Annotated in this window: 20 protein-coding genes and 3 pseudogenes; 10 read left to right on the forward strand and 13 right to left on the reverse strand. The window is 62.4% G+C overall.

The features are described 5' to 3' along the window. Positions 1-11: 11 nt before the first annotated feature. Positions 12-947, reverse strand: coding sequence for a LysR family transcriptional regulator (locus tag B2Y33_RS04105; RefSeq protein WP_027913802.1), 936 nt, complete (start codon positions 945-947; stop codon positions 12-14). Between the two features lie 138 nt (positions 948-1,085). Between B2Y33_RS04105 and B2Y33_RS04110 the strand changes: the two genes are divergently transcribed. From B2Y33_RS04110 to B2Y33_RS23150, 3 genes and pseudogenes are all read left to right on the forward strand, one after another. Further along, positions 1,086-2,315, forward strand: a complete 1,230-nt coding sequence (locus tag B2Y33_RS04110; protein ID WP_206405463.1) for an FAD-dependent oxidoreductase — start codon at positions 1,086-1,088, stop codon at positions 2,313-2,315. A 264-nt stretch (positions 2,316-2,579) separates the two neighbouring features. Further along, positions 2,580-3,371 (forward strand): annotated as a pseudogene (locus tag B2Y33_RS23145) (cache domain-containing protein); the annotation flags it as partial. A gap of 417 nt (positions 3,372-3,788) precedes the next feature. Beyond that, entirely contained in the window at positions 3,789-4,490 is a 702-nt protein-coding gene (locus B2Y33_RS23150; protein ID WP_371920045.1) for a methyl-accepting chemotaxis protein, read from the forward strand. Positions 4,491-4,971: 481 nt separating this feature from the next. Here B2Y33_RS23150 and B2Y33_RS04120 read toward each other — a convergent pair whose 3' ends face one another. Next, the gene (locus tag B2Y33_RS04120) at positions 4,972-5,256 is read right to left on the reverse strand and encodes a hypothetical protein (RefSeq protein WP_141400912.1); all 285 of its coding nucleotides are present in this window, start codon (positions 5,254-5,256) and stop codon (positions 4,972-4,974) included. Between the two features lie 159 nt (positions 5,257-5,415). Further along, positions 5,416-5,570, reverse strand: a pseudogene (locus B2Y33_RS23155) (IS5/IS1182 family transposase); the annotation flags it as partial. Between B2Y33_RS23155 and B2Y33_RS23160 the strand changes: the two are divergent. Both B2Y33_RS23160 and B2Y33_RS04130 read left to right on the forward strand, forming a co-directional pair. After that, positions 5,509-5,718 (forward strand): hypothetical protein, encoded by a 210-nt coding sequence (locus B2Y33_RS23160; RefSeq protein ID WP_027913798.1) that lies wholly within the window; start codon positions 5,509-5,511, stop codon positions 5,716-5,718. The pseudogene B2Y33_RS23155 and the gene B2Y33_RS23160 sit on opposite strands and share 62 nt — an antisense overlap. Positions 5,719-5,878: 160 nt before the next feature. Then, positions 5,879-6,373, forward strand: coding sequence for a hypothetical protein (locus B2Y33_RS04130; protein ID WP_027913797.1), 495 nt, complete (start codon positions 5,879-5,881; stop codon positions 6,371-6,373). Between the two features lie 135 nt (positions 6,374-6,508). Here the strand turns inward: B2Y33_RS04130 and B2Y33_RS04135 are convergent. The 5 genes and pseudogenes from B2Y33_RS04135 to B2Y33_RS04155 form a co-directional block, all read right to left on the reverse strand. Continuing rightward, a pseudogene (locus B2Y33_RS04135) lies at positions 6,509-6,779 on the reverse strand (IS630 family transposase); the annotation flags it as partial. 215 nt (positions 6,780-6,994) lie between these two features. Then, positions 6,995-8,572 carry a glutamine-hydrolyzing GMP synthase gene (gene guaA / locus B2Y33_RS04140; protein ID WP_023533313.1) on the reverse strand — a complete coding sequence of 526 codons (1,578 nt, stop codon included), beginning with the start codon at positions 8,570-8,572 and terminating at the stop codon, positions 6,995-6,997. Positions 8,573-8,682: 110 nt separating this feature from the next. Beyond that, on the reverse strand, positions 8,683-10,152 hold the full coding sequence (guaB, locus tag B2Y33_RS04145; RefSeq protein ID WP_023533362.1) for an IMP dehydrogenase: 1,470 nt from the start codon (positions 10,150-10,152) through the stop codon (positions 8,683-8,685). Positions 10,153-10,287: 135 nt separating this feature from the next. After that, on the reverse strand, positions 10,288-10,839 hold the full coding sequence (locus B2Y33_RS04150; RefSeq protein WP_027913795.1) for a hypothetical protein: 552 nt from the start codon (positions 10,837-10,839) through the stop codon (positions 10,288-10,290). A 48-nt stretch (positions 10,840-10,887) separates the two neighbouring features. Then, positions 10,888-11,655 carry a sulfite exporter TauE/SafE family protein gene (locus B2Y33_RS04155; RefSeq protein ID WP_059183672.1) on the reverse strand — a complete coding sequence of 256 codons (768 nt, stop codon included), beginning with the start codon at positions 11,653-11,655 and terminating at the stop codon, positions 10,888-10,890. Positions 11,656-11,755: 100 nt separating this feature from the next. On the opposite strand from B2Y33_RS04155, the gene B2Y33_RS04160 reads away from it, so the two are divergent. The 4 genes from B2Y33_RS04160 (at position 11,756) to leuA (ending at position 17,030) form a co-directional block, all read left to right on the forward strand. Further along, the gene (locus B2Y33_RS04160; RefSeq protein ID WP_049695560.1) at positions 11,756-12,664 is read left to right on the forward strand and encodes a LysR family transcriptional regulator; all 909 of its coding nucleotides are present in this window, start codon (positions 11,756-11,758) and stop codon (positions 12,662-12,664) included. Positions 12,665-12,739: 75 nt separating this feature from the next. Beyond that, on the forward strand, positions 12,740-14,119 hold the full coding sequence (xseA, locus tag B2Y33_RS04165) for an exodeoxyribonuclease VII large subunit (protein ID WP_023533297.1): 1,380 nt from the start codon (positions 12,740-12,742) through the stop codon (positions 14,117-14,119). A 3-nt stretch (positions 14,120-14,122) separates the two neighbouring features. Beyond that, positions 14,123-14,950 carry a M23 family metallopeptidase gene (locus B2Y33_RS04170; RefSeq protein ID WP_206405464.1) on the forward strand — a complete coding sequence of 276 codons (828 nt, stop codon included), beginning with the start codon at positions 14,123-14,125 and terminating at the stop codon, positions 14,948-14,950. A 406-nt stretch (positions 14,951-15,356) separates the two neighbouring features. Beyond that, a complete protein-coding gene (leuA, locus tag B2Y33_RS04175) occupies positions 15,357-17,030 on the forward strand; it encodes a 2-isopropylmalate synthase (protein ID WP_023533308.1) in 1,674 nt (557 codons plus the stop codon). Between the two features lie 196 nt (positions 17,031-17,226). On the opposite strand, the gene B2Y33_RS04180 is transcribed toward leuA, so the two are convergent. Genes B2Y33_RS04180 through zwf form a run of 3 tightly spaced genes read right to left on the reverse strand, consistent with a single transcriptional unit; the run spans position 17,227 to position 20,106 of the window. Continuing rightward, positions 17,227-17,907: a bifunctional 4-hydroxy-2-oxoglutarate aldolase/2-dehydro-3-deoxy-phosphogluconate aldolase gene (locus tag B2Y33_RS04180; RefSeq protein ID WP_023533406.1), complete on the reverse strand. Its 681-nt coding sequence runs from the start codon at positions 17,905-17,907 to the stop codon at positions 17,227-17,229. Between the two features lie 17 nt (positions 17,908-17,924). Further along, a complete protein-coding gene (pgl, locus tag B2Y33_RS04185) occupies positions 17,925-18,650 on the reverse strand; it encodes a 6-phosphogluconolactonase (protein WP_376743996.1) in 726 nt (241 codons plus the stop codon). Next, complete coding sequence (zwf, locus tag B2Y33_RS04190) at positions 18,637-20,106, reverse strand: glucose-6-phosphate dehydrogenase (RefSeq protein WP_027913791.1); 1,470 nt, start codon at positions 20,104-20,106, stop codon at positions 18,637-18,639. The genes pgl and zwf overlap by 14 nt, the downstream gene beginning before the upstream one ends. A gap of 211 nt (positions 20,107-20,317) precedes the next feature. Between zwf and hexR the strand changes: the two genes are divergently transcribed. Further along, on the forward strand, positions 20,318-21,181 hold the full coding sequence (gene hexR / locus B2Y33_RS04195) for a DNA-binding transcriptional regulator HexR (protein WP_173645906.1): 864 nt from the start codon (positions 20,318-20,320) through the stop codon (positions 21,179-21,181). Here the strand turns inward: hexR and B2Y33_RS04200 are convergent. Then, the gene (locus B2Y33_RS04200) at positions 21,174-22,028 is read right to left on the reverse strand and encodes a D-hexose-6-phosphate mutarotase (protein ID WP_023533397.1); all 855 of its coding nucleotides are present in this window, start codon (positions 22,026-22,028) and stop codon (positions 21,174-21,176) included. The genes hexR and B2Y33_RS04200 overlap by 8 nt on opposite strands. A 116-nt stretch (positions 22,029-22,144) precedes the next feature. Beyond that, positions 22,145-23,437: a carbohydrate porin gene (locus tag B2Y33_RS04205; protein ID WP_225806717.1), complete on the reverse strand. Its 1,293-nt coding sequence runs from the start codon at positions 23,435-23,437 to the stop codon at positions 22,145-22,147. Positions 23,438-23,488: the final 51 nt, after the last annotated feature.

Below are 23,488 nucleotides of genomic sequence, written 5' to 3' on the forward strand. Positions count from 1 at the left end.
TTACGCCGTGATCAACCTGCGCCGGCAGAACCGCCTGGCAAGCTGTGCATCGCCTCCAACCGCTCCCGAATGAACGCCAGCAGGGCGCGCACCCGCGCCGTCACTGAATGGCGGTGGCTATACGCCGCCAGCAACTGCAAAGGCGCCGGGCACAGATCCAGTACCACTTCCTGCAACCGGCCAGCCGCCAGATCGTCCTGGCAGGGATAAGCCGCCACAATCGCAAACCCTATCCCCTGCCGCGCGCCCGCCACGGCCAGCTCACCGCTGTTGACGCGGTAACGGCTGCGCACCGGTACCTTGACGATTTCGCCCTTGGCACCTTGAAACTGCCAGGGTTGCCCGCCGAGCGCGCTGAGCGTGGTGATGCAAGGCAACGACTTCAGCGCTCGAACGTGCTGCGGGATACCTGTACGGGCCAGCAGAGACGGGGCAGCGACCACGATGCTCGGCAAGCAGGCCAGCTCGCAGGTGATGAACTCGCTGTCTTCCTGGCGGCCACGGTGAAAGAGGATGCACAGGTCCACGTCCTCACGCAGCACTTGCAGCCCAGTCACCCGGGTATCGCACTCAAGCTCGATGCCAGGGTGCAGGCTGCAAAATTCGGCCAGGATGGGCGCCAGCAGCCTGGGAGCCTCACCCGGCATACACAGCTTCAATGGACCTCGCAGCTCGCGCTGTACAGCACCGAGTGCTTCCTGGGTGCTGCGCAAAGCGTCGAGCAAGGGCTTGGCTCGTGCGTATAACAGCCGCCCCGCTTCGGTCATGCGCAGATGACGGGTGCTGCGCTCGAGCAGGCGCGTGCCGAGCTGTCGCTCCAGTGAAGCGACATGGCGACTGACATTCGAAGACGGCATGGCCAGCACACGCGAGGCGCCGACGAAACTCTGCTCATCCACCACCGCTGTATAAACACGGACCGCATTCAGATCGAGCTCATTGCGCACTGACTATCCCACCTGAGGTATGAAAACGTCCCTTTTTTGCACGCTAGTGATCTGAAGCGGGGAAATCTACGATTGCCCTTTGCCCCCAGCGCTCAATGACCTGGCGCGGGGCAGCGAATGAACAAGGAGGGCTGGAACGTGGACATAGCGATAGTGGGTGCAGGCATTGCAGGGCTGAGCGCGGCGCTGGCGTTGCGCAAGCAGGGCTTCAACCCACGGGTCTTTGAGCGCCGCAGTGTACCGGCAGCCGGAGGGGCCGGCGTGACGCTCTGGCCCAACGCCAGCTTTGTGCTGGAGCAGCTCGGCGTGTTGCACGCTATCCAGGCCGTCGGCGGCAGGCCCCTTGCCATGCGCCGGTACGATGCAGCCGGCAATGCGTTGGGAGGCCTGGATATCGAACTGCTGGACCGAACCATGGGCTACCCCACCGTAACGGTGCTGCGCCGGGATTTGCAGGACGTGCTGCTCGTACATGCAAGGCGGGCGGGGATCGCAGTCGAATTCGGCTGCCAGGCAGTTGCCATCGACCTGGATGCCCAGGGCCAAGCCGTGGCCCGTTTCGGCAACGGCACACGCATCCGCCCAGACGTGCTGATCGGTGCGGACGGGCGCATGGCATCGGTGACACGCAAGTTCGTCGCGGGCGACAACACCCCGCGCTATCAAGGGTTCGTGAACTGGATCGGCGTGGCACAAGGGTCGCGTGCACTGGTGGACGATGTGTCGATCCAGGATTACTGGGGAACGGGGCAGCGCTTCGGTGCGGTGGCGGTTCGACCTGACCTGGTGTATTGGGCCGCTGCGCAAGCATGCCCGTCCAACGAAGGGGCTGGCCAAGCCGATGACCGGGCGCAGGTCGAGCATAAATTCGCCCAATGGCCCGAGCCCGTTTCACGCATCATCCGGGCAACCCCCATCCAGGCCGTCCGGCGAATTGCGGTCCACGACTTGGAACCGCTGCACACGTGGAGCCGCGCGAACGTGCTGTTGATCGGCGACGCTGCGCATGCGCCATTGCCCACCTCCGGCCAAGGCGCCTGCCAGGCCCTGGAAGACGCCTGGCACCTGGCTCGCTGCCTGGCCGTTGCCGGCAACGAGCCCACCGAGGCGTTTGAGGTATTTACAACGATCCGCGCCCCCAAAACCGCACGGCTTTCGGAACAGGGCCGGGGCTTTGCCCGCGCCTTGTTCGCAACGGATGCCCAGACGTGTCGGTTGCGCGATGAGAGGGTCAGGGCGTGCGACCCAGCGCGGGACGTGCAGGTGTTGGCCGCGGGATGGGCGCAGGGTTTACCGATGGCGGGAGGGGTGCTTGATACGCCGTTGCCTGAAGACGGCCGGGACAGCGTTTATCGTTTGAGAGGATGACGATGCTTCATGGGTATCAGAAGGTGTGCTCGGCTTTGGCTGATTCCCCCTCGACTCATAGCCTTTTTGCCGCCACCGGTCGTCCGCTCATACGAAACATGATGTAGCACCTCAACTATCGGGCTTGGCTGCCGTAATCAATGAAAGCCAACCTAAATTTTGTGGAGCTTCAGCATGTCGCTACTTCCCAATCGCATCTCCGGGCGCATGACCCTGGGAATCCTGACGTTGCTGGCACTCACCGCATTGGCGATCTATAGCGTCATGACCCTGGGCGGCAAGCCTGAACTGGTTGCAGCTGGCACCGAGGCGGCGGAACAGTCGGCCAGCGCCATCACCCGCCAGCTGGCCATGCAGGTGAACCGCATCGAGGGCACCGCGGCTGCGATGGCGCACCTGGCCGAGACCCTGCCCCGCGACGAGAACCTGATCAAGGCCAACTTGCCCAACGTGATCGACAGCCAAGGCGATACCGCCATTGCAGGCGGCGGGCTGTGGCCAGAACCCAACAGCTTCGTTGCCGGCACCGAACGCCGCAGTTTCTTCTGGGCACGCAACGCCAGCAATGGGTTGGATTACTCGGACGAGTACAACGCTGCGCAAACCGCGCCGTATCAGGCTGAGTCCTGGTACATCGGCGCCAAAGCCGCGCCCTTGGGCCGCTGTGTCTGGTCGGATGGGTACCAGGACCCGGTCAGTGGCGTCGCCATGACGACGTGCAGCGTGCCCTATCACGCCCAAGGCGCGTTCGCCGGCGTCGCCACCATTGACCTGAAGCTCGACGGCCTTGCGGCCTTCCTCAAGGCCAACGGCAATGTCACCGGTGGCTACGCCTTTGCGGTCGACGCCTCAGGTAACCTGCTGTTCTTCCCCGATGCAAAGAGCGCCAAGGGCTTGCCGACCCTTGCTGGCCTGAGCCAGGAACAACCGTGGTTCAAGCCAGTGGCCGATAGCCTGGCGAGCAAGCCGGCTGGCACCACCACCCTTTATCTGGATAACGATGCGCGCCTCGATGGGCCGGCCTACGTCACCCTGACTACCATGGAAGGCACTGGCTGGCGCATTGGCTTGGTCACCCCCGAAGCTCGTGTTGTCGGCCTGGCGAACAAGCTCACCGGCCAGATCCTGCTGTTCCTGCTGCCCTTACTGGCCATTTTGCTGGGGCTGGCATGGCTGGCGGGCAAGCGGCTGCTCACCCAGATCGACGAAACCACGGCGCAAATCGAAAGCCTGGGTCAAGGCGGCCAGGCGGGTGCTCAGCTAGACGTTGTGCGCAATGATGAGCTGGGCGCTTTGCGCACGGCCGTCAACCAGTACGCCGGCTCTCTGCAGGCCATGCTGCGCCACATAGCCGAGGAGTCGGTGTCACTGGAAGAACAAGCCAACGAGCTGGCGCAACTGTCCACTGGCCTGGCCGATCGGGCAGAGGCGCAACGCGTGGACAACACCCTGCTCGCCACCGCCATCACCGAAATGTCGGCCAGCGCCAATGAGGTCGCGCGCAACACCACGGACTGCTCGGACACGGCTCGCAGCTCATTGGTCGAGGCGCAGAAGAGTCAGGACCAAGTCAGTCGCAACGGTGAATCCATCGAAGGCCTGGCGACCGACATCTCGGGCGCGGCCACCGCGATCACCCAACTGGGCGAAGACATCGAGCGCGTAGGCGGCGTGCTGGAGGTGATCAAGTCGATCTCCCAGCAGACCAACCTGTTGGCGCTCAACGCTGCCATCGAGGCCGCCCGCGCTGGCGAACAAGGCCGCGGCTTTGCGGTGGTAGCCGATGAGGTGCGCACGCTTGCCGGCCGTACACAAACGTCTGCCAACGAAATCCAGGAAATGATCACCCATCTACGCGAGGCATCGTACGCTGCGGTCACCACCATGCAGCACGGTGCGCAGCGCACTCGCGAGTCGGTGCAGCAGGCCGTGGGCGTGGCCACGACCCTGGGCACCACCGTGGGTAGTTTCGACGACATCGTCCAGCGCGCCCAGCAGATCGCCGTCGCCGCCCAGGAGCAGAGCCACGTGACGCAGGAAATCAACGAGCTGGCGGTACGGATCCATGCGGCCAGTGAAGAAGGCGCCCGGGATGCGAGTACGCTCAGGGAGTTGGGCAAGGGGATGCAGTCGATTTCGGCGCGGCTGGGTGGGTTGAGTCGCGGCGGTCGTTAGGACTTGGGGCTTGGGCTTGGCAGCCAAGCATTGAGTGAAAGGCTGTTATCCAATGCAAATGGGGCCGCTAAGCGGCCCCGTCCCTTCCGGCCTCCTGTAAGGGAGCCGAGAGCGCTTCAGCGCTATAGCTCGGTGGCCAACACGCTGTTGCTAAATGGCGTGGATCACGCCCACGCTATTCCAAAAACAGCCTTTCGCCTGCGTCGTCTCAATAGCCAATCTCGGCCAGTCGAGCAAATGCATGGTAGTGGCTATGAGATCAAGGGTGATTCATGGCGCCTGAGTTGGGAACCCATACTGGCTTGAATGAGCCAGCAGAAGCTGGCTCTTTCTTTTCTAGAGACCTACTTCAGGATCGGGATCTCAGCCAATCTACCCTTGAGCGTGATGGCGTCTCACGGCAGGTGCTCGGTGATACCCAAACCAACCACATCAGTCGCCTTGGATACACCGTTGATCAATCGCACGCCTTGGGCGACGCTCATTTTCCCTGCAGGGAAGCCTCGTAAGGGTTGCAGGCCGAGTTAGGGTCGCCGAAGAAGACCGAGCGACACTCAGTCGGATCCAGGACATCCAGATCGAAGTGGATGGCCAGATGCTTGATCTCGTTGACGCGGTTCCACTCCAGCACGCTTGCACTAGATAAGATCTGCGCTTCTGGCGGCGCAACGTTCAGGCTATAGCGCTCGATGAACTCAGCCCCCTGACATGTCAGACCATCGTTCCGCAGCCATGCGAACATCACCTTCTTCGGGTCAATATGCACCTTCACCTGCGCAGCGAGTGGGGTGTTTTATAAGTACCATGGAAACATCAATTACCCAGCGCTCTTGCTACACGAGCGACCCGTTGAATTTGCCTGGGTTCAACCGGCGTGCCGCCAGCCAAACGACGACTCCATCACGCATCAGCACTTTCATTCGGGGCGTAGCGACAGGCCTTTTTCTTGAAGATAACCGTTATGACCGCGAGCCTCGCTCAGGCCAGTTGATGCTACTCCAGCAGGTGCCGGAAGGTCATGTTCGTGATGCCTTCAGGTATCGGGACGCTCAACGTCAGGCGTGCAAACTGGATCATGGGCGGCTCGGGTCAGGCGGGCAGGCGGTCAGGCGTCATCACACTGGAGGACTTGACCGAAGACTCCCTCGCCGCGGCCATTACGCTAACACGGCGGTTATCACCTGATATTTTTGCCAGTATGAAAATCTATAAGGGCGCATTACGTTAGGTACGACGAAAGACAGACTTGAAAACCTAGACAGGCTGCACGCGTCTATTTTTCAATGAGTTTCGATTTTGTCTTCTGCGTCATTAACAATGACGCTGGGGCATGAAAATACTGTCTTTTTCCACAGCTGTAACATTCATCAACAGGATAGAGGTGTCTTATGGGAAAGCGAAGAGAGTCTGCCTTTAAACTTTACTTTGGCTATGACGAGAATAACTCTAAAGCCATTGTGAGGTTCACCGATGATGATGGGCTAGGTATCGGTCTTGACGGTGGCGATGTAGCCAAGACGACGGCGGGTGCAATCTACAATAAGGACAGATATGGACGCGCCTTTCGCACAGATCACACCGAAGGCAAATTAAGGTCTACGTTATGGGTTGAAGTTGTAGACAGCTGGGAAAAAGACGGTAACTGGGGTGGTTACCTTAAGGTTGCCTGCGAGCACTTGAAGGGTCAGTACATCGATAGCACAAAAGGATGGGTGAGGCCCTACAGTAAAAAGTTCGACCCCGTGACGTTCGTCGACAAGGGCGATTATTACGAGATCTGGCAAAGAGAGCCTGGGACGGGTAGGCCATTGAGTATTGAGGGGGGGGTCTTGAGGTTCATGGATGACAAGACGAATATTGGCCATTGGAATATCAAGGACTAAATAGCAAAGACCCGTGTTCCGCCCGGGTAGTTCGTTAATCTAAAAGCCTCTGAATCATTGGGCTATTTATTCAAACAGATAACGAACTACCCGTTCGGGGCACTCGTGTGGTGCTTCATAAGTATCATGGAAACATCATTTGCCCAGCGCGCTTGCTGCACGAGCGACTGAGAGGAGGCTGTCACCAGCCTTCTCATGCCACCGGAATGGTTTCGGAGTCTGGTTGACGTTTCCAAGTAGTGCTCAATCGATGCTTCTAGATCTTGACGCTAACCTGTGCCTGCCGCTTGATCCATTTCTCGCTCAGCGTTGAGAAAAAGCGCTCGACCCCATTCAGGCACGAGGCCGGAGTCGGTGTGAAGTGCATGTTGTAGCGCGGACGCGCCGCGAGCCAGGCCCTGACTTTCGATACAGTGTCAATACTGAGGCAAACGACATGGTATTGAGCGTCATGCATGGCATTAGATGCAGTCAATACCCCGTACCATGTCACACAAACACCGTGCTTGGCGATGCAGAACTCTATCCGAATTTGCCAAACGCAAAAAGCCAAAAGCCCGCAATTACGCGGGCTTCAGGGCATTTTTTGCTAGATCGTGCCGGGCTATACCGGACGCAGGATCACTCCCACTCAATCGTCGCCGGCGGCTTGCTCGACACGTCGTAGGTCACCCGCGAGATACCGTCGATCTCGTTGATGATACGGCCGCTCACGGTTTCCAGCAGTTCGTAAGGCAGATGAGCCCAACGCGCGGTCATGAAGTCCACGGTCTCGACGGCGCGCAGGGCGACGACCCAGGCGTAGCGACGGCCGTCACCGACCACACCAACCGATTTCACTGGCTGGAACACCACGAAGGCCTGGCTGGTCTTGTGGTACCAATCAGCCTTGCGCAGCTCTTCGATGAAGATATGGTCCGCGCGACGCAGAATGTCGGCGTATTCTTTCTTCACTTCACCCAGGATGCGCACACCCAGGCCCGGGCCTGGGAATGGGTGGCGGTAGACCATGTCGTAGGGCAGGCCGAGTTCCAGGCCGATCTTGCGCACTTCATCCTTGAACAGCTCACGCAGTGGTTCGACCAGCTTGAGGTTCATTTCCTCCGGCAGGCCACCGACGTTGTGGTGGGACTTGATCACGTGGGCCTTGCCACTCTTGGCGCCAGCCGATTCGATCACGTCCGGGTAGATGGTGCCCTGGGCGAGGAACTGGATGTTGGGCAGCTTGCTGGCCTCGGCATCGAAGATGTCGATGAAGGTGCGGCCGATGATCTTGCGCTTCTTCTCCGGGTCGGCTTCGCCGGCCAGGTTGTCGAGGAACTGCTGTTCAGCGTCGGCACGGATCACCTTGACGCCCATGTTCTCCTTGAACATGGCCATCACCTGGTCACCCTCGTGCAGGCGCAGCAGGCCGTTGTCGACGAAGACGCAGGTCAGCTGGTCGCCGATGGCGCGGTGCAGCAGGGCCGCGACCACCGAACTGTCCACGCCGCCGGACAGGCCGAGCAGGACGTTGGCCGACCCCACTTGCTCACGCACCTGGGCGATGGCGTCCTCGACAATGTTGGACGGGGTCCACAGGGCTTCACAGCCGCAGATGTCCTGCACGAAACGGGACAGGATGCGACCGCCCTGCTTGGTGTGGGTCACTTCCGGGTGGAACTGCACGCCGTAGTAGCCGCGTGTGTCGTCGAACATGCCGGCGATCGGGCAGCTCGGGGTGCTGGCCAGTACGTGGAAACCGGTCGGCAGCTGGGTGACCTTGTCACCGTGGCTCATCCACACGTCCAGGCCCAGTACGCCGTCGGCGTCGATATGGTCCTCGATGCCGTCGAGCAGGCGGCTCTTGCCGACCACGTCCACGCGGGCATAACCGAACTCACGCAGGTCGGACCCTTCGACCTTGCCGCCCATCTGTTCGGACATGGTCTGCATGCCGTAGCAGATGCCCAGCACAGGCACGTTCAGGTCGAACACGGCCTGGGGTGCACGGGGGCTGTTGGCTTCGTGAACCGACTCGGGGCCACCGGCGAGGATGATGCCGCGCGGGTTGAATTCGCGGATCGCTTCATCGTCCATGTCGAACGGGTGCAGTTCGCAGTACACGCCGATCTCGCGCACGCGGCGGGCGATCAGCTGGGTGTACTGGGAGCCGAAATCGAGGATGAGGATCCGGTGAGCGTGAATATCGAGGGCCATGGGGAATCTCTGATTCAGCTGCGAGCTTGAAGCTGCAAGCTGCAAGTTGATCGGGGAAAACGCAGTGGCTGCGCGAACGCAGCCACCGTCTGGAGCTTACCGCTGAGCAATCAGCCAACCCGGTAGTTGGGGGCTTCCTTGGTGATCTGCACGTCGTGAACGTGGGACTCGGCCATGCCGGCGCCCGTGATGCGTACGAATTCCGGCTTGGTGCGCATCTCTTCGATGGTGGCACTGCCGGTGTAGCCCATGGACGAACGCAGGCCGCCCATCAGCTGGTGAATGATCGCGGCCAGTGCGCCCTTGTACGGCACGCGGCCTTCGATACCTTCGGGGACCAGCTTCTCGGCACCGGCCGAGGAGTCCTGGAAGTAACGGTCGGAGGAGCCTTGCGACTGCGCCATGGCGCCCAGCGAACCCATGCCACGGTAGGCCTTGTAGGAGCGGCCCTGGAACAGTTCGACTTCGCCCGGGGCTTCTTCGGTACCGGCGAACATCGAACCCATCATCACGCAGCTGGCACCGGCGACGATGGCCTTGGACAGGTCACCGGAGAAGCGGATGCCGCCGTCGGCGATCAATGGCACACCGGTGCCTTCCAGGGCAGCGGCGACGTTGGCGATGGCGCTGATCTGCGGCACGCCGACACCGGCCACAATACGGGTGGTGCAGATCGAGCCAGGGCCGATACCGACCTTGACCGCGTCCGCGCCAGCTTCGGCCAGGGCCTTGGCAGCCGCGCCGGTGGCGATGTTGCCGCCGATCACCTGCACCTGCGGGTAGGTTTGCTTGACCCAGCGCACGCGCTCAATCACGCCCTTGGAGTGCCCGTGAGCGGTGTCGACCACGACCACGTCCACGCCAGCGGCGACCAGGGCGGCAACACGCTCGCCAGTGTCCTTGCCGGTGCCGACCGCAGCGCCAACGCGCAGACGACCCTGGTCGTCCTTGCTGGCCAGTGGGTAGGCCTTGGCCTTCTCGATGTCCTTGACGGTCATCATGCCCTTGAGGCTGAAGTGCTCGTCGACGATCAGCACTTTCTCGAGGCGGTGCTTGTGCAGCAGCTCGCGCACCTCGTTCTTGTCCGCGCCCTCGCGGACGGTGACCAGGCGTTCCTTGGGCGTCATCACTTCGCGGACCCTGGCGTCCAGGCGGCTTTCGAAGCGCACGTCGCGGGAGGTCACGATACCGACCAGGTCACCGTTTTCCAGCACGGGCACGCCGGAAATGTTGTTCAGGCGCGTCAGGTCGAACAGATCACGCACGGTGGCGTCGGCCTCGATGGTGATCGGGTCCTTGACCACGCCAGCCTCGAACTTCTTGACCTTGCGCACTTCGCCGGCCTGTTGCTCGATGGTCATGTTCTTGTGGATGATGCCGATGCCGCCTTCCTGGGCCATGGCGATGGCCAGGCGCGCTTCGGTGACGGTGTCCATGGCAGCGGAGACCAGCGGGATGTTCAGCTCGATGCCACGGGTCAAACGGGTCTTGAGACTGACTTCATTGGGCAGTACCTCGGAATAACCAGGTACAAGGAGAATATCGTCGAAGGTCAGGGCTTCTTGGCTGATACGCAACATCGCGGGGGCTCCCGGGCGGGAAAAATGGAAGCGCGCCATTATACTCATGCGTGCCGTGCCACTCAATGTAAATCAAGCCTGAAGTTACAAGTGGCCGTTGCTGCCCTGCGCGCTACCGCCCTGCCCGGCCGCTCGTCAGGCGAGCCGGACCTGCACCACCGCCACCGGTTGGTCCAGCCAATCGGCGAAGCTGTCGATGAACGCCTGGGTGAACCCGGCATCGCCCCAGTTGTTGAAGATGAAGCCCAGGTTGGAAAAGGCACAGGGTTGCAGGAACAGAAAGCCATTGATGTCGTCTTCGAACCCGCACAGCGGGCACGTGAAGTTGTCGCTGACCCCAGGCATCCACTCTTCCAGGCTGTCGAACAACGGCTCGCCCACTTCCCGCCGGCACTGCGGGCAGCCTGCCTCTTCCTTGAAGCCTTCGGTGGGCGTATAGATGCAGCGCTTGAGCATCACCTCAAGGCCGTTGACCGGCGCACCGAAGGGCAGTTTGTCGGGGTGCAGCGCCACCTTGCGAGCACCTGGCCCAAGGGCATGGGCCATGCGGTTGCCGGTACGCCCGCAGGTGGTCAGCTGCTCTTCCACGACCTTTTCGCGGACCAGCCAGCGCAGGATGGCGCGGGCGCGGGCCTCGTGCACCGGGACGGTGGACTGCCTGGGAACGATGATGCTTTGGGTATTCATGAGCGGGACAAGCCTTGGATCGGGTAGTCGGCCAATTCTACCCCCTGCTCAAGCGCTCACATAGCGAGCGATGAGCGCCAGGCCGCTGGCCAGCACCAACCAGGTGACCAGCCGCACGAAGACCTCGCGTGACAGCCTGTGCGCGAGCCTGCGCCCAGCCCACAGGCCGATGACCATCACCGGCAACAGGCAGGCCGCCATCAGCAGCAGTTGTCGATCGGCGTAGACACCGGCGACCAGGAACAGCGTCAGGCGCACCAGGGTGCTGCAACTGATCAACGCGCTCTGGGTGGCGCGCACCTGCGCCTTGTCGGGCAGGCGAGCGCTCAGGTAAAGGGCGTAGAGAAAGCCGCCACTGCCGAACAAGGCCCCGAACAGCCCGCCCACGGTGCCCATCGGTGCCGCCCACCACCCGGCAAGCGAGGCCGGGCGTACCTTCAGCGCCAGGCTATAGAGCGCGTAGGCGGTGATGAACAGCCCCATCAGCAGCATCAGCAGGCCCGATTTGAGCTGCAGCAGGAACACAACGCCCAGGGTGCACCCCAGCGCCATGAACGGCAGCAGGCGCAGCAATTCGCCCCGTACCACATCGCGCCGCGAGGGCAGCAGGTTGCCGAACGCCGCCACGAAATCGAGCAACACCAGCAAGGGAATGATCTGCGACAGCGGCATGAAATGGATCAGCACCGGGCCTGCCACCAACGCCGTGCCGAAGCCGGCGATGCCGAACACCACATAGGCCGCCGCGATACCCAGCACGATGGGTAGCCAGTCAAGCCCCGAGAACGGTAGTGCTATGGCGAAGTCAGCAAGCATCGGCGCATTGTCCTTGAAGGTTCAGCGCACCATAACCAAACCCGTGTCATGCCGGCTAATATGCAATCTCGCCTTGATCCATCTCGAAATGGCATCGCTCATGATCTCGACCCGTCAGTTACGTTACTTCGTGGAAATTGCCGAATGTGGCAGCTTCAGTGCTGCGGCCGAACGGCTGTATGTCGCCCAGTCCGCCCTCAGCCGCCAGGTGCGCGAGCTTGAACTGCAGCTGGACACGGCGTTGTTCGAACGCACGGCCAGGTTGCCTCGCCTGACCGATGCGGGCCGGGCGTTCCTGCCGCGTGCGCGCAACCTGCTGCTGGACCTGGACAAGGCTGGCGAGCTGGCCCGAGCCGTTGGCCAGGGCCTGCGCGGCAGCCTGAACATCAGCCACTCCAGCACGGTGCCGCTGACCGGTCGGTTGCTTGAGCACTTGGGTGAGTACTTGCGGACCAACCCAGGCGTGAGCATGGAGATCGCCCAGCTGTCCTCCGAAGGGCAGCTTGCAGCCCTGGCCGAAGGTCGCCTGGACATCGGGCTGCTGAGACTGCCGGTGCTGCGTCAGCACGATGGGTTGTGCGTCGAGCCGCTCTTCGAAGAGCCCCTGCTGCTGGCGCTTGCCCCTACCCATGAGCTGGCAGCGCGCGATTGCATCGCCTTGGCGGAGCTTTCGAGCCAGCCGTTCATCTCCATTCCCCACCACCAACGCGGTGGCCTGAGCTATCTGTCTGCCGAGCTGTGCATGGCGGCGGGGTTCTTTCCCCAGCCTGCGCGGGTGGTGTCGCGCAAGACCACGCAGTTGCAGCTGATCCAGGCGGGGTTCGGGGTGGCTTTGCTGCCACGCTGCATGCAGGACATCGCCCCTCCTGCGCTGCGGTTCATCCCGCTGACGGACCCCGGCTGCGTCAGCACCGTCGCCATCGCTCACCGTCGCGATGCCGGGCCGCTGGTTAGCCAGTTCATCGAGCACATGACCTGCGCAGCTTCGGCAATCGGTACGCCAGGGTAGGCACCCGCGATCCAGGTCAGTTCCTGATCGACCGGGCACGACACCCGGCCCCCTCATCCTTTATAGTGCCTTCCCATGATCAAAGACCCTTTCGAACGCCTCGGCCTTGACCGTGATGTGCTCACCGTCAGCCAACTCAATGGCCGCGCCCGGGTGCTGCTGGAAGACGTTTTCCGCAGCGTGTGGGTGGAGGGCGAGATTTCCAACCTGGCCCGGCCGGCCTCCGGTCACATGTACTTCACCCTCAAGGACAGCGGTGCCCAGGTGCGCTGCGCCCTCTTCCGGCAGAGCGCCACGCGGGTGCGCCAGGCACTGCGTGATGGCCTGGCGGTACGGGTGCGCGGCAAGGTGTCCCTGTTCGAAGGCCGTGGCGACTATCAGCTGATCCTCGATACGGTGGAGCCTGCTGGCGATGGTGCGCTGCGCCTGGCTTTCGAGGCGCTCAAGGAAAAGCTTGGCGCCGAGGGCTTGTTCAGCACCGACAGCAAGCGCGCGCTGCCTGCGCATCCCCAGCGTATCGGCATCATCACCTCCCCCACCGGGGCCGTGATCCGCGACATCATCAGTGTGTTCGCCCGTCGCGCGCCCCAGGTGGAGTTGAACCTGATCCCCACCGCCGTGCAGGGCCGCGAAGCCATCGCCCAGATCGTGCGCGCCATTCGCCTGGCCGACAGCCGCGGTTTCGACGCATTGATCCTGGCCCGCGGCGGCGGTTCGCTGGAGGACCTGTGGTGCTTCAACGAGGAAGCCGTGGCGCGCGCCGTGGCCGCGTGCAAGACGCCGATCGTGAGCGCCGTGGGCCATGAAACCGACGTGTCGATCAGCGACTTCGTGGCCGACGTGCGTGCCCCTACCCCGTCTGCTGCGGCCGAGCTGCTTGCCCCCGACAGCAGCGGGTTGCAGCATCGCCTGGACGGCCTGCAACGGCGCCTGACCCTGCGCATGCAGAACCGGTTGGTGCATGATCGCCTGCGCCTGGAGTCGCTGATTCGCCGCTTGCGCCATCCGGGCGAACGCCTGCGTCAGCAGGCTCAGCGCCTTGATGACCTGGACATGCGCCTGCGCCGTGCCTTCCTGCACAACCTCAATCAGCGCCGCGAGCGCCTGGTGCGCCTGGAGACGCGCCTGGCTGCGCAACATCCCGGGCGCACCCTGGCCCTGCTGGGCCAGCGCCTGGACAGCCTGGCCGAGCGACTGCCACGGGCCATGCGCGACGTGCTCAAGGACCGGCGCCAGCGCTTCCAGGCCCAGCTACAGACCCTGCAGATCGTCAGCCCCCTGGCGACGCTGGCGCGCGGCTACAGCATTCTGCTCGACGAACAAGGCCAGGCCATCCGCAGCGCCGAACAGACGCGCAACGGCCAGCGCCTCACCGCACGCCTCAACGAAGGCGAGCTGCAGGTGCGGGTCGAAGATAACCACCTGACTCCGGTCACGCTCTCACTTCTGGATTGACCCATGCCCCGCTTGCTCGCGTCACTGCTCGCCCTCGCCTTCACCGTCCTGAGCGCCACAGCCCAGGCCAGCTACATCACCCGCACGCTGAACAAGCCGGTGCCCGGCGGCGTTGCAGTGGTCGACCTGGGGCCGGCAGCCAGTGCCCCCAGCGCACGCTTCGATGGCAAGCCGGTGCTGGTGATCAAGGAACAGGACAACTGGTTGGCCATCGTCGGTATCCCCCTGACCCAGAAGCCTGGGCAGGCGGTGGTGCAGCAAGGCAGCCGAAGCCTGCCCTTCACCGTGGGCCACAAGCAGTACCCCGAACAGCGCATCACCTTGAAGAACACCCGCCAGGTCAACCCCAATCCGGCCGACCTCAAGCGCATCGATCGCGAACTGGCCGAGCAGATCAAGGCCTACCGCAGCTTCAGCCCGGCATTGCCAAGCAACCTGATCCTCGACAAGCCGGTCAATGGGCCGCTGTCGAGCAAGTTCGGCGTGCGCCGGTTCTTCAATAGTGAAGAGCGCAACCCCCATGCGGGCCTGGATTTCGCCGTACCAGCGGGTACGCCGATCAAGACGCCAGCCAATGGCAAGGTGATTCTGGTAGGCGATTATTTTTTCAATGGCCGCACGGTGTTCGTGGACCACGGGCAGGGCTTCATCAGCATGTTCTGCCATATGTCCAGGATCGACGTGCAGAACGGGCAGCAGCTGCGTCGTGGCGATGTGGTCGGGCGCGTTGGCTCAACGGGGCGCGCGACCGGGCCGCACATGCACTGGAACGTCAGCCTGAACGATGCGCGTGTTGACCCGGCGATCTTCATCGGTGCCTTTCAGCCCTGAGGCCGGGCTGACTCTGCGTCGATAGACCCTTGAGCCGCCCGACGAAACGGGCGGCGGTTGCCGGGCCAACGCAGATCTGAAGCCCTTCTGAACGGTTGACACACCATTGCGCCAAAGAAAAATACTGCGCAACAGATGCAAAGCATTCAAATGCTAGCCACAAGAAAATCTCGCAATAGCGCTTTTTTTGAGCATTTCTCTCAATTTTTTTTCAACGCTTGCCAACCCTCAGCCCACTGGTTAGGGTTGAGGCCATGAAAACCTTCAGCACCCTCATCTTGCTCCGACAACATCGCAGCCTCTGCCTGGTCAGCGCTCGACTACCAGGCTGAATCGCGTCGCCTCGCCCCCACCTCGTTACTGCTCGGCAGGCCCGATCTCGGCCGCACATAAAAGGATTGCTTCCATGACCATGCTCAAAGACCCTTCGAAGAAATACCGCGCCTTCCCCACCATCGACCTGCCCGACCGTACCTGGCCGTCCAAGACCATCACCGAGGCGCCCATCTGGTGCAGCTCGGACCTGCGGGACGGTAACCAGTCGCTGATCGAGCCGATGGATGCGGAGAAGAAGCTGCGGTTCTGGAAGACCTTGGTGCAAGTGGGCGTGAAGGAAATTGAAGCCTCCTTCCCTTCGGCCTCGCAAACCGACTTCGACTTCGTCCGCACCTTGATCGAAGACGGTCATATTCCAGAGGACACCACCATCCAGGTGCTGACCCAGGCGCGTGAAGACCTGATTGCCCGTACCTTCGAGTCCCTGCGCGGCGCCAAGAAGGCCATCGTTCACCTGTACAACGCCACCTGCCCGGCTTTCCGCCGCATCGTCTTCAACCAGGACAAGCAGGGCGTGAAGGACATCGCGGTAAACGCGGCCAAGCTGTTCGTCAAATACGCCGCACAGCAGCCGGACACGCACTGGACATTCCAGTACTCGCCTGAAACCTTCAGCGCTACCGAGATGGAATTTGCCAAGGAAGTGTGCGATGCGGTCATCGAGGTGTGGAACCCCACGCCCGAACACAAGATCATCCTCAACCTGCCGGCTACCGTCGAAGTCGCCACGCCCAACGTGTACGCCGACCAGATCGAATGGTTCTGCCGCCACATCAACCGCCGTGACAGCGTGATCATCAGCCTGCACTGCCACAACGACCGGGGAACCGGCATCGCCGCGACCGAGCTGGGCCTGATGGCCGGCGCCGACCGTGCCGAGGGCTGCCTGTTCGGCAATGGTGAGCGTACCGGCAACGTCGACCTGGTGACGCTGGCCTTGAACCTGTACACCCAGGGCATCGATCCGGGCCTGGATTTCTCCGATATCGACGGTGTGCGCAAGGTCGTCGAAGAATGCAACCAGCTGCCGGTACACCCGCGCCACCCGTACGTAGGCGACCTGGTGCACACAGCCTTCTCCGGCTCGCACCAGGATGCCATTCGCAAGGGCCTGGCCAAGCAGCAGGAAGGCGAGTTGTGGGAAGTTCCGTACCTGCCGATCGACCCGGCCGATATCGGCCGTAGCTACGAGGCCGTGATTCGCGTCAACAGCCAGTCCGGCAAAGGCGGCATCACCTACCTGCTCGAGCAGGAATACGGCATCAGCCTGCCGCGCCGCATGCAAATCGAGTTCAGCCAGGTTGTGCAGGGCGAAACCGACCGTCTGGGCCTGGAAATGACGGCGCAGCAGATCTACAGCTTGCTGCACAAGGAATACTTGCAAGCCAATGCGCCATACGCGCTGGTCAGCCATCGCCTGCAGGAAGAAAACGGCCACAGTGCCGTGGAAGTGGAAGTCGCTGGCGAAGGCGAGACCACGCTGCACTGGCGCGGCAAGGGCAATGGCGCTCTGGAAGCCCTGGTTGCCGGCCTGCCGGTTGCCGTCGAAATCATGGACTACAACGAACATGCCATCGGCGCCGGCACCAACGCTAAGGCAGCGGCCTACATCGAGTTGCGTGTAGCCGGGGGGCGTCCTGTGCACGGTGTGGGTATCGATGAAAACATCACCACAGCCAGCTTCAAGGCCCTGTTCAGCGCGCTGAACCGCTCGCTGAGCCAGCAAGAGGCCAAGGCGGCCTGAGTGCTGTCAGGGAGAAAGCGGCCTCTTTAGCCGATGTTGTTGACTCGGGATTGTTGGGGCCGCTTTGCGGCCCCAACGTTCTAAAGGCACACTTACCTCTACCGTCTACGCGCTCACCACCCGCAAGCGGCAAACGGCAGGCAAAAAAATGGGCGCCGACCAAGCGCCCAAAAAGCCGTAAAGCACACAACGAAATTCAGTGACCGTCCACCAGCGCCATGGCCTCGGCACTGCAGGCCTCGATGCGAGCCCAGTCGCCATTCTTGATCCAGCTGCTGTCGAGCATCCAGGTGCCGCCTACACACATCACATTGGCCAAGGCCATGTAATTGCGCACGTTGGCCGGGTTGACGCCGCCGGTGGGGCAGAAACGGATATCGCCAAACGGGCCGGCAAAGGCTTTGATCGCCGCCACGCCACCGCTGATTTCGGCGGGGAACAGCTTGAAACGGCGGTAGCCCAGCGCGTAGCCCATCATGATTTCGGACGGGGTGCTGATACCCGGCAGCAATGGGATTTCGCTCTCCACACCTGCTTGGAGCACATCCTGGGTAATGCCGGGCGTGACGACGAACTGGGCGCCAGCGGCCTCGACGGCTGCAAACATGGCGCGATCGAGCACCGTCCCGGCGCCTACACACAGTTCGGGGCGCTGCTCACGCAGCACTTCGATGGCCTTCAGGCCATGCTGTGAACGCAGGGTCACTTCCAGCGTGCGGATACCGCCGGCTGCCAGGGCATCGGCCAGTGGCAGGATGTCCTGTTCGCGGGCGATGGTGATCACCGGCAGGATGCGCGCCGCTTCGCAGATGGCGTCGACCCGCGCGGCCTTGTCGGCCATCGAGAGCTTGGGCTGTGGACGTTCGAGGGTGATCATTGCTGTGGATCCTTGGCTCATGGGCACCAGTAGATGTCCAGGGGTGCGTGAAGAAAAGCGCGAATGGGCATTTCGGCGAGGTCGCCATCCGCCAGCGCGGCGCGCAGGGTAGCGAGTTTGCCTGGCCCTTGCACGGACAATGCGGTGAACCCTGCCGTGGCCAGCAGCGATCGGGTCATGGAAAGACGCTGATGGGGAACGGTTGGCGCCATTAGCGGTAGGCAACGGCGGGGATTGTTTGGATCAAGGCCCTCGGCCAAGTTGGGACTGGCTGGGAACAGCGAGGCCGTATGGCCATCGTCACCCATACCCAGTACCAGCACGTCGATGGGCGGCAGATCGGCCAGGGCGCGATCGGCCTGCTCTGCAGCTTCTTCCAGCGAAGGCGCTTGCTGGTACAAGCCAATGAAGCGCGCTTGGGCGGCCTGCCCTGTGAGCAGGTGCCGGGCCAACAGGCCGGCATTGCTGTCGGCGTGCTCCACCGGCACCCAGCGCTCATCGGCAAGGCTAACCGTCACCTTGCTCCAGTCCATGTCCTGCTTGGCCAGTTGCTCGAGAAAAGGCACCGGGCTGCGTCCACCAGACAGCACGACGCAGGCCTGGCCGTTAGCGTTGATGGCCGCCCGCAGGCGGTCACTCACATCCTTGGCCAATGTGTCAGCCAGGGTGCTTGCGTCGGGCAGTTGATGCACCTTGGTGCTCGTCGGAAACTGCAAGTCGGACAATGTTTCAGATGTCGCCATACCAGGCCCTCCCATCGCGGGTGATCAAAGCAATCGAGCTCATTGGCCCCCAGCTGCCCGCAGCATAGGGCTTGGGGGCGTCGCCTGTGTTGCGCCAGCCGGCAATCAGCTGGTCACACCACTTCCAGGCGTACTCGATTTCGTCCTTGCGCACGAACAGGTTCTGGTTGCCCCGCATCACTTCAAGCAGCAAGCGTTCATAGGCATCCGGAATCCGCGCGCTACGCCAGGCGTCGGAAAAATTCAGTTGCAGCGGGCCACTGCGCAGTTGCATACCCTTGTCCAGCCCTTGCTCCTTGGTCATCACGCGCAGGGAGATACCTTCGTCCGGCTGCAGGCGAATGATCAACTTGTTGCCCACCTGCAAACGCTGTTCCGGGGCAAAGATGTAGTGCGGCGTTTCCTTGAAGTGGATGACGATCTGCGACAGCTTTTGCGGCATGCGCTTGCCGGTGCGCAGGTAGAACGGCACGCCCGACCAGCGCCAGTTGCGAATGTCGGCGCGCAGAGCGACGAAGGTCTCGGTGTCGCTCTGGCTGTTGGCGTTGTCTTCTTCAAGGTAACCCGGCACCGGCTTGCCATCGCTGTAGCCGGCAATGTACTGCCCGCGCACCACCCGCGTGCTCAACCCGTCTCCGGTGATTGGCGCCAGCGCCTTGAGCACCTTGACCTTCTCGTCGCGAATGGCGTCGGCCGACAGCTCGCTCGGCGGGTCCATGGCAATCAGGCACAGCAACTGCAACAGGTGGTTCTGGATCATGTCGCGCAACTGCCCGGCCTTGTCGAAGTAGCCCCAGCGACCCTCGATACCCACCTTCTCCGCCACCGTGATTTCCACGTGGGAGATGGAGTTCTGGTTCCATTGGGTTTCGAACAGGCTGTTGGCGAAGCGCAAGGCGATCAGGTTCTGTACCGTCTCCTTGCCCAGGTAGTGGTCGATGCGATAGACGCGGCTTTCGGGAAAGAACCGCGCCACGGCATCATTGACCCGGCGTGAGGACTCAAGGTCGTGACCGATCGGCTTCTCCAGTACCACACGGGTGCGCTCGCTCAGGCCCGCCTTGTCCAGGTTTTCGCTGATGGCACCATACACAACGGCGGCCGTGGCGAAGTAGGCGATCAGGGGATGCCCGTCAGGCACTTGCGCGGCCAGGGCCTGATAGCCTTCTGGCTGCAGAAAATCCAGGTGCTGGTAATCGAGCCTTGCCAGGAAGCGCTCGAGCGCCGGAGCCTCGATGTCGGCCTCGGGCACATGTTTGCGCAAGTGGGCTTCGATGCTGTTCAGGTGATCCTGGGCGCTGCCAGCCTCACGCGCCAGCGCCAGCAGGCGCGTCTGGGCGTGCAATAGCCCGGCGCGGTCGAGCTGGTACAGCGCAGGGAAGAGCTTGCGCAGGGCCAGGTCGCCCAGGGCGCCAAACAGGGCAAATGTGCAAGGTTCGACACTGATTGCAGCCATGATGTTGGTTCTTTCCTAAAGTTGATTTAGAAATACCGTTTTCAGTTAGGGTTTTCAAGGAAAAATGTAGTAAAAACCATAACATTATTCGGATGTATGACAGACGAGTGGTGCGCAATCGGCGCCGCCAGTACGATAGACGACCCTGCAAACAGGCCTGCTGCTCCCTCAGCTGGCTGTCTTCCCGACCCAAGGACACCCCATGGACCGCGTGAGAAACCTCCTGGAACAGATCCAGGGACGCCTCGACGAGCTGAACAAGGCCGAACGCAAAGTCGCCGAAGTCATCCTGCTCAACCCGCAACAAGCCACACGCTTCAGCATCGCGGCGCTGGCCCAGGCGGCCAAGGTCAGCGAACCGACCGTCAACCGCTTCTGCCGCTCATTCGGTGTCAGCGGTTACCCGGAGCTGAAACTGCAACTGGCGCAAAGCCTGGCCAGCGGCGCTGCCTACGTCAGCCGTGCGGTGGAGGCCGATGACGATCCGGCGGCCTATACCCAGAAAATCTTCGCCAGCGCCATCGCTTCGCTCGACAGTGCCTGCCAGCAGCTGGATCCCCAGCAGGTCAGCCGCGCAGTCGACATGATGATCCAGGCTCGGCAGATTCACTTCTTCGGCCTGGGCGCCTCCGCGCCGGTGGCGCTGGATGCCCAGCACAAGTTCTTCCGCTTCAACCTGGCAGTGTCGGCGCATGCCGACGTACTGATGCAACGCATGCTGGCCTCGGTGACCCATACTGGCGACCTGTTCGTGATCATTTCCTACACTGGGCGTACTCGCGAGCTGGTGGAAGTAGCCCGTCTAGCCAGGGAAAACGGCGCCTCGGTGCTGGGCCTGACAGCGGCCGGGTCGCCGCTGGCCAACGCCTGCAGCCTTAGCCTTCACATCCCCCTGCCCGAAGACACCGACATCTATATGCCGATGACCTCGCGCATCATCCAGTTGACCGTACTCGATGTGCTGGCCACCGGCATGACCTTGCGCCGGGGCGTGGATTTCCAGCCACACCTGCGCAAAATCAAGGAAAGCCTCAACGCCAGTCGCTACCCCATCGAGGACGACGAACTCAGCTGAGCCGGTGCGCCTGCAGACTCAAGTGCGCGCGCTGCCCCGGTGCCAGGCTCAGGCCGTCGTCGCTGCCGCTGGCAGCCTCCACACACACGAAACGCTGGCACTCGCGCCCGGTAACCCCCAATAGCGGCCGGCTGCCGGGGTGCCATACGACCGTGTCGTCGCTGTCGCCGGTGTCGATGCACAGCTGGCGCTGCCAGGCCGGGTCATGCAGTTGCACGCGCGGAATGCCCGGATAGACCCGCTGGCAGCCGCCCTTGGGCTTGAGCGCCCCGTCCTGGCGGCATGCCTGACGGTTGAGGTGGTCGTACCCCTCGATGTCCTCGAGCCCGGACAGCGCTACCTCCGACACGTCACTGATACGCCAGTAGGCCAGCAAGGCATGACTCAACTGGCACGGCTCGCTGTCCTGATGCTCGGTGCTCAGGCTCAACTCCATGCGGCTGCCCAGCCGCGCCTCCAGGTCGACCTGCCAGTCGCACAGTTCCAGGCGCCACTTGAGGACCACGCCCTGCTCATCCTCATGACTGTCCATCAGCTTCCAGTCCAGCAGGCGGGCCCAACCGTGGGCAGGCCACAGGTCTTCACTGGGATGGCGCCCGTACCAGGGCCAGCAGACCGGCACCCCGCCGCGAATGGCGCCCACCTGTGGCCACTGTTCTGCGCACCACAGCCAGGGCCGTTCACCTGTGGGCTGGAAATGCAGCAACTGTGCCCCCTGGCGACTGAAAGCCGCCTGGCACAGGGGGTGATCGATGATCAGCACATCGCGCTGCTGGTAGCGCTCCCATTCGAACGTCGGCCGGGGCCGCCGCGCGGCGAAGAAGCGATGGAGCGGATGCTCAGGCATGGTGCAGGGCTCTTGTTGTTTGAGGTAGCGCTGTCTTGGCCTGTCCACGGCAACCACTGCAGGTCAGTGGTTGCCGGGCGCCAAACGGGATTGGCGTAAATTTACAACAAATGCACTTAGAAAGACGACTGAATCTTCAGGCCTGCCACCAGCGCATTGTCCACTTCATCCACGCCGCCGGGGCTCTTGATGTACTGAAGGTTCGGCCGCACGGTCAGCCAGTTGGTGACGTGGAAGCCGTAGTACAGCTCGGCGTTGTACTCGGTACGTTGCAGCGGGACGAAGCCTGGGTTGTCGTAGTCGTTGATGCCGCTCATGTCGTTGAGCTGGCGCGCACGCTTGCGCACATCGTCATTGACGTGGATGCGGGCGATACCGAAACCGATATCATCCTTGGGCCGGGCGTCGAAGGCGCCTTTGTAGACCATGCCCACCTGCTGGTAGTTGTCGACCACGTTGGTGGCCTTGTCGTGCACCGTGAAGTTGGCGAACAGGCTCAGCCCGCGGTTGACGTCACCCGCCTGGGCCGTCACCTGCTGTTGCGCCACCACCCACCAGCCGTGCTTGCTAGAGTGCGACTTGAAGCCCGAACCACTGAGCCCTTGGGCGTTGCCGTTGACGTCCTTGTACACATCTTCGGCATCGGCGGTGCTGTAGTAATAGCCCAGGCGGTATTCGCCGGGCAGGCCGTTGAGCTTCGGCGTCCAGACCATTTCCACCGGCAGGATCGCGCCCTTGGTGCCGCTGCCGCTCAGCTTGAAGCCATTGCCGGTTTCCAGGTTGGACGGGTTCTGCTCGTAGGCACCGACTTGTACATAGAACTCGGGGGTGACGTTGTACTTGACGCGCGTCGCCCATTGGCTGACGGGCCAGTTGTACCAGATACCGCCCACCCAGTTACCCACTTGCGAGCCGCAGAACGCCAGGTTCTGGAAGTCGCAAGGGAAGCTGTTGAAGTCCTCGCCCGGCCCGAAGCGGCCGAATTTCACGTCCAGCGCGCCGTCGAAGTACTTCTGTTTGAACCACATCTGGGTCAAGCGCCAGGTCTGGCCGCGTCCCCACACTTCCTGCACCGAGCTGAACTGCCCGGCGCGTGGGTCGCTGATGCGGTCGTTGGACAGGTTGCGACCGCTTCGCTCGGTGATGGCCAGTTTGAATTCGGCATCGTGCCAGCCGAAGATCTTCTGCAGGTCCAAGTGCGCACCCAAGGCGAACTGGTCGCTGTAGCGGGCGGTCTTGTCGTTGTTGTAGCCACCGTGGAGGTTGCTGGCCACTTCGCCAACGTAATCGACGGTGAAGTCGTAGCCTTTTTCCAGCAGCTCGGTGCGGGTGCCGCCCCAATCACCGGTCATCCATTTCGACTCGCTGGAGAAAGCTTCGGCAGCCTGCAGGCCAGTACTGACGGCCATCGCCAGCGGCGCAAGCAACGCCAGTGAGCCCCAGGTGGTAATACGATTGCG

Source organism: Pseudomonas sp. UBA5666 (assembly GCF_002420785.1).
Lineage (GTDB): Bacteria > Pseudomonadota > Gammaproteobacteria > Pseudomonadales > Pseudomonadaceae > Aquipseudomonas > Aquipseudomonas fulva.

Bases quoted from the DNA above. Each gene is read 5' to 3' on its own strand.
- B2Y33_RS04170 (WP_206405464.1), top strand. From the start codon at position 14,123: ATGCCCCGCTTGCTCGCGTCACTGCTCGCCCTCGCCTTCACCGTCCTG.
- B2Y33_RS04150 (WP_027913795.1), bottom strand. From the start codon at position 10,839: ATGAATACCCAAAGCATCATCGTTCCCAGGCAGTCCACCGTCCCGGTG.
- B2Y33_RS04200 (WP_023533397.1), bottom strand. From the start codon at position 22,028: ATGCCTGAGCATCCGCTCCATCGCTTCTTCGCCGCGCGGCGGCCCCGG.
- leuA (WP_023533308.1), top strand. From the start codon at position 15,357: ATGACCATGCTCAAAGACCCTTCGAAGAAATACCGCGCCTTCCCCACC.
- B2Y33_RS04155 (WP_059183672.1), bottom strand. From the start codon at position 11,655: ATGCTTGCTGACTTCGCCATAGCACTACCGTTCTCGGGGCTTGACTGG.
- B2Y33_RS04160 (WP_049695560.1), top strand. From the start codon at position 11,756: ATGATCTCGACCCGTCAGTTACGTTACTTCGTGGAAATTGCCGAATGT.
- B2Y33_RS04180 (WP_023533406.1), bottom strand. From the start codon at position 17,907: ATGATCACCCTCGAACGTCCACAGCCCAAGCTCTCGATGGCCGACAAG.
- guaA (WP_023533313.1), bottom strand. From the start codon at position 8,572: ATGGCCCTCGATATTCACGCTCACCGGATCCTCATCCTCGATTTCGGC.
- B2Y33_RS04130 (WP_027913797.1), top strand. From the start codon at position 5,879: ATGGGAAAGCGAAGAGAGTCTGCCTTTAAACTTTACTTTGGCTATGAC.
- pgl (WP_376743996.1), bottom strand. From the start codon at position 18,650: ATGGCGACATCTGAAACATTGTCCGACTTGCAGTTTCCGACGAGCACC.
- zwf (WP_027913791.1), bottom strand. From the start codon at position 20,106: ATGGCTGCAATCAGTGTCGAACCTTGCACATTTGCCCTGTTTGGCGCC.
- B2Y33_RS23150 (WP_371920045.1), top strand. From the start codon at position 3,789: ATGTCGGCCAGCGCCAATGAGGTCGCGCGCAACACCACGGACTGCTCG.
- xseA (WP_023533297.1), top strand. From the start codon at position 12,740: ATGATCAAAGACCCTTTCGAACGCCTCGGCCTTGACCGTGATGTGCTC.
- guaB (WP_023533362.1), bottom strand. From the start codon at position 10,152: ATGTTGCGTATCAGCCAAGAAGCCCTGACCTTCGACGATATTCTCCTT.
- B2Y33_RS23160 (WP_027913798.1), top strand. From the start codon at position 5,509: ATGTTCGTGATGCCTTCAGGTATCGGGACGCTCAACGTCAGGCGTGCA.
- B2Y33_RS04205 (WP_225806717.1), bottom strand. From the start codon at position 23,437: ATGGCCGTCAGTACTGGCCTGCAGGCTGCCGAAGCTTTCTCCAGCGAG.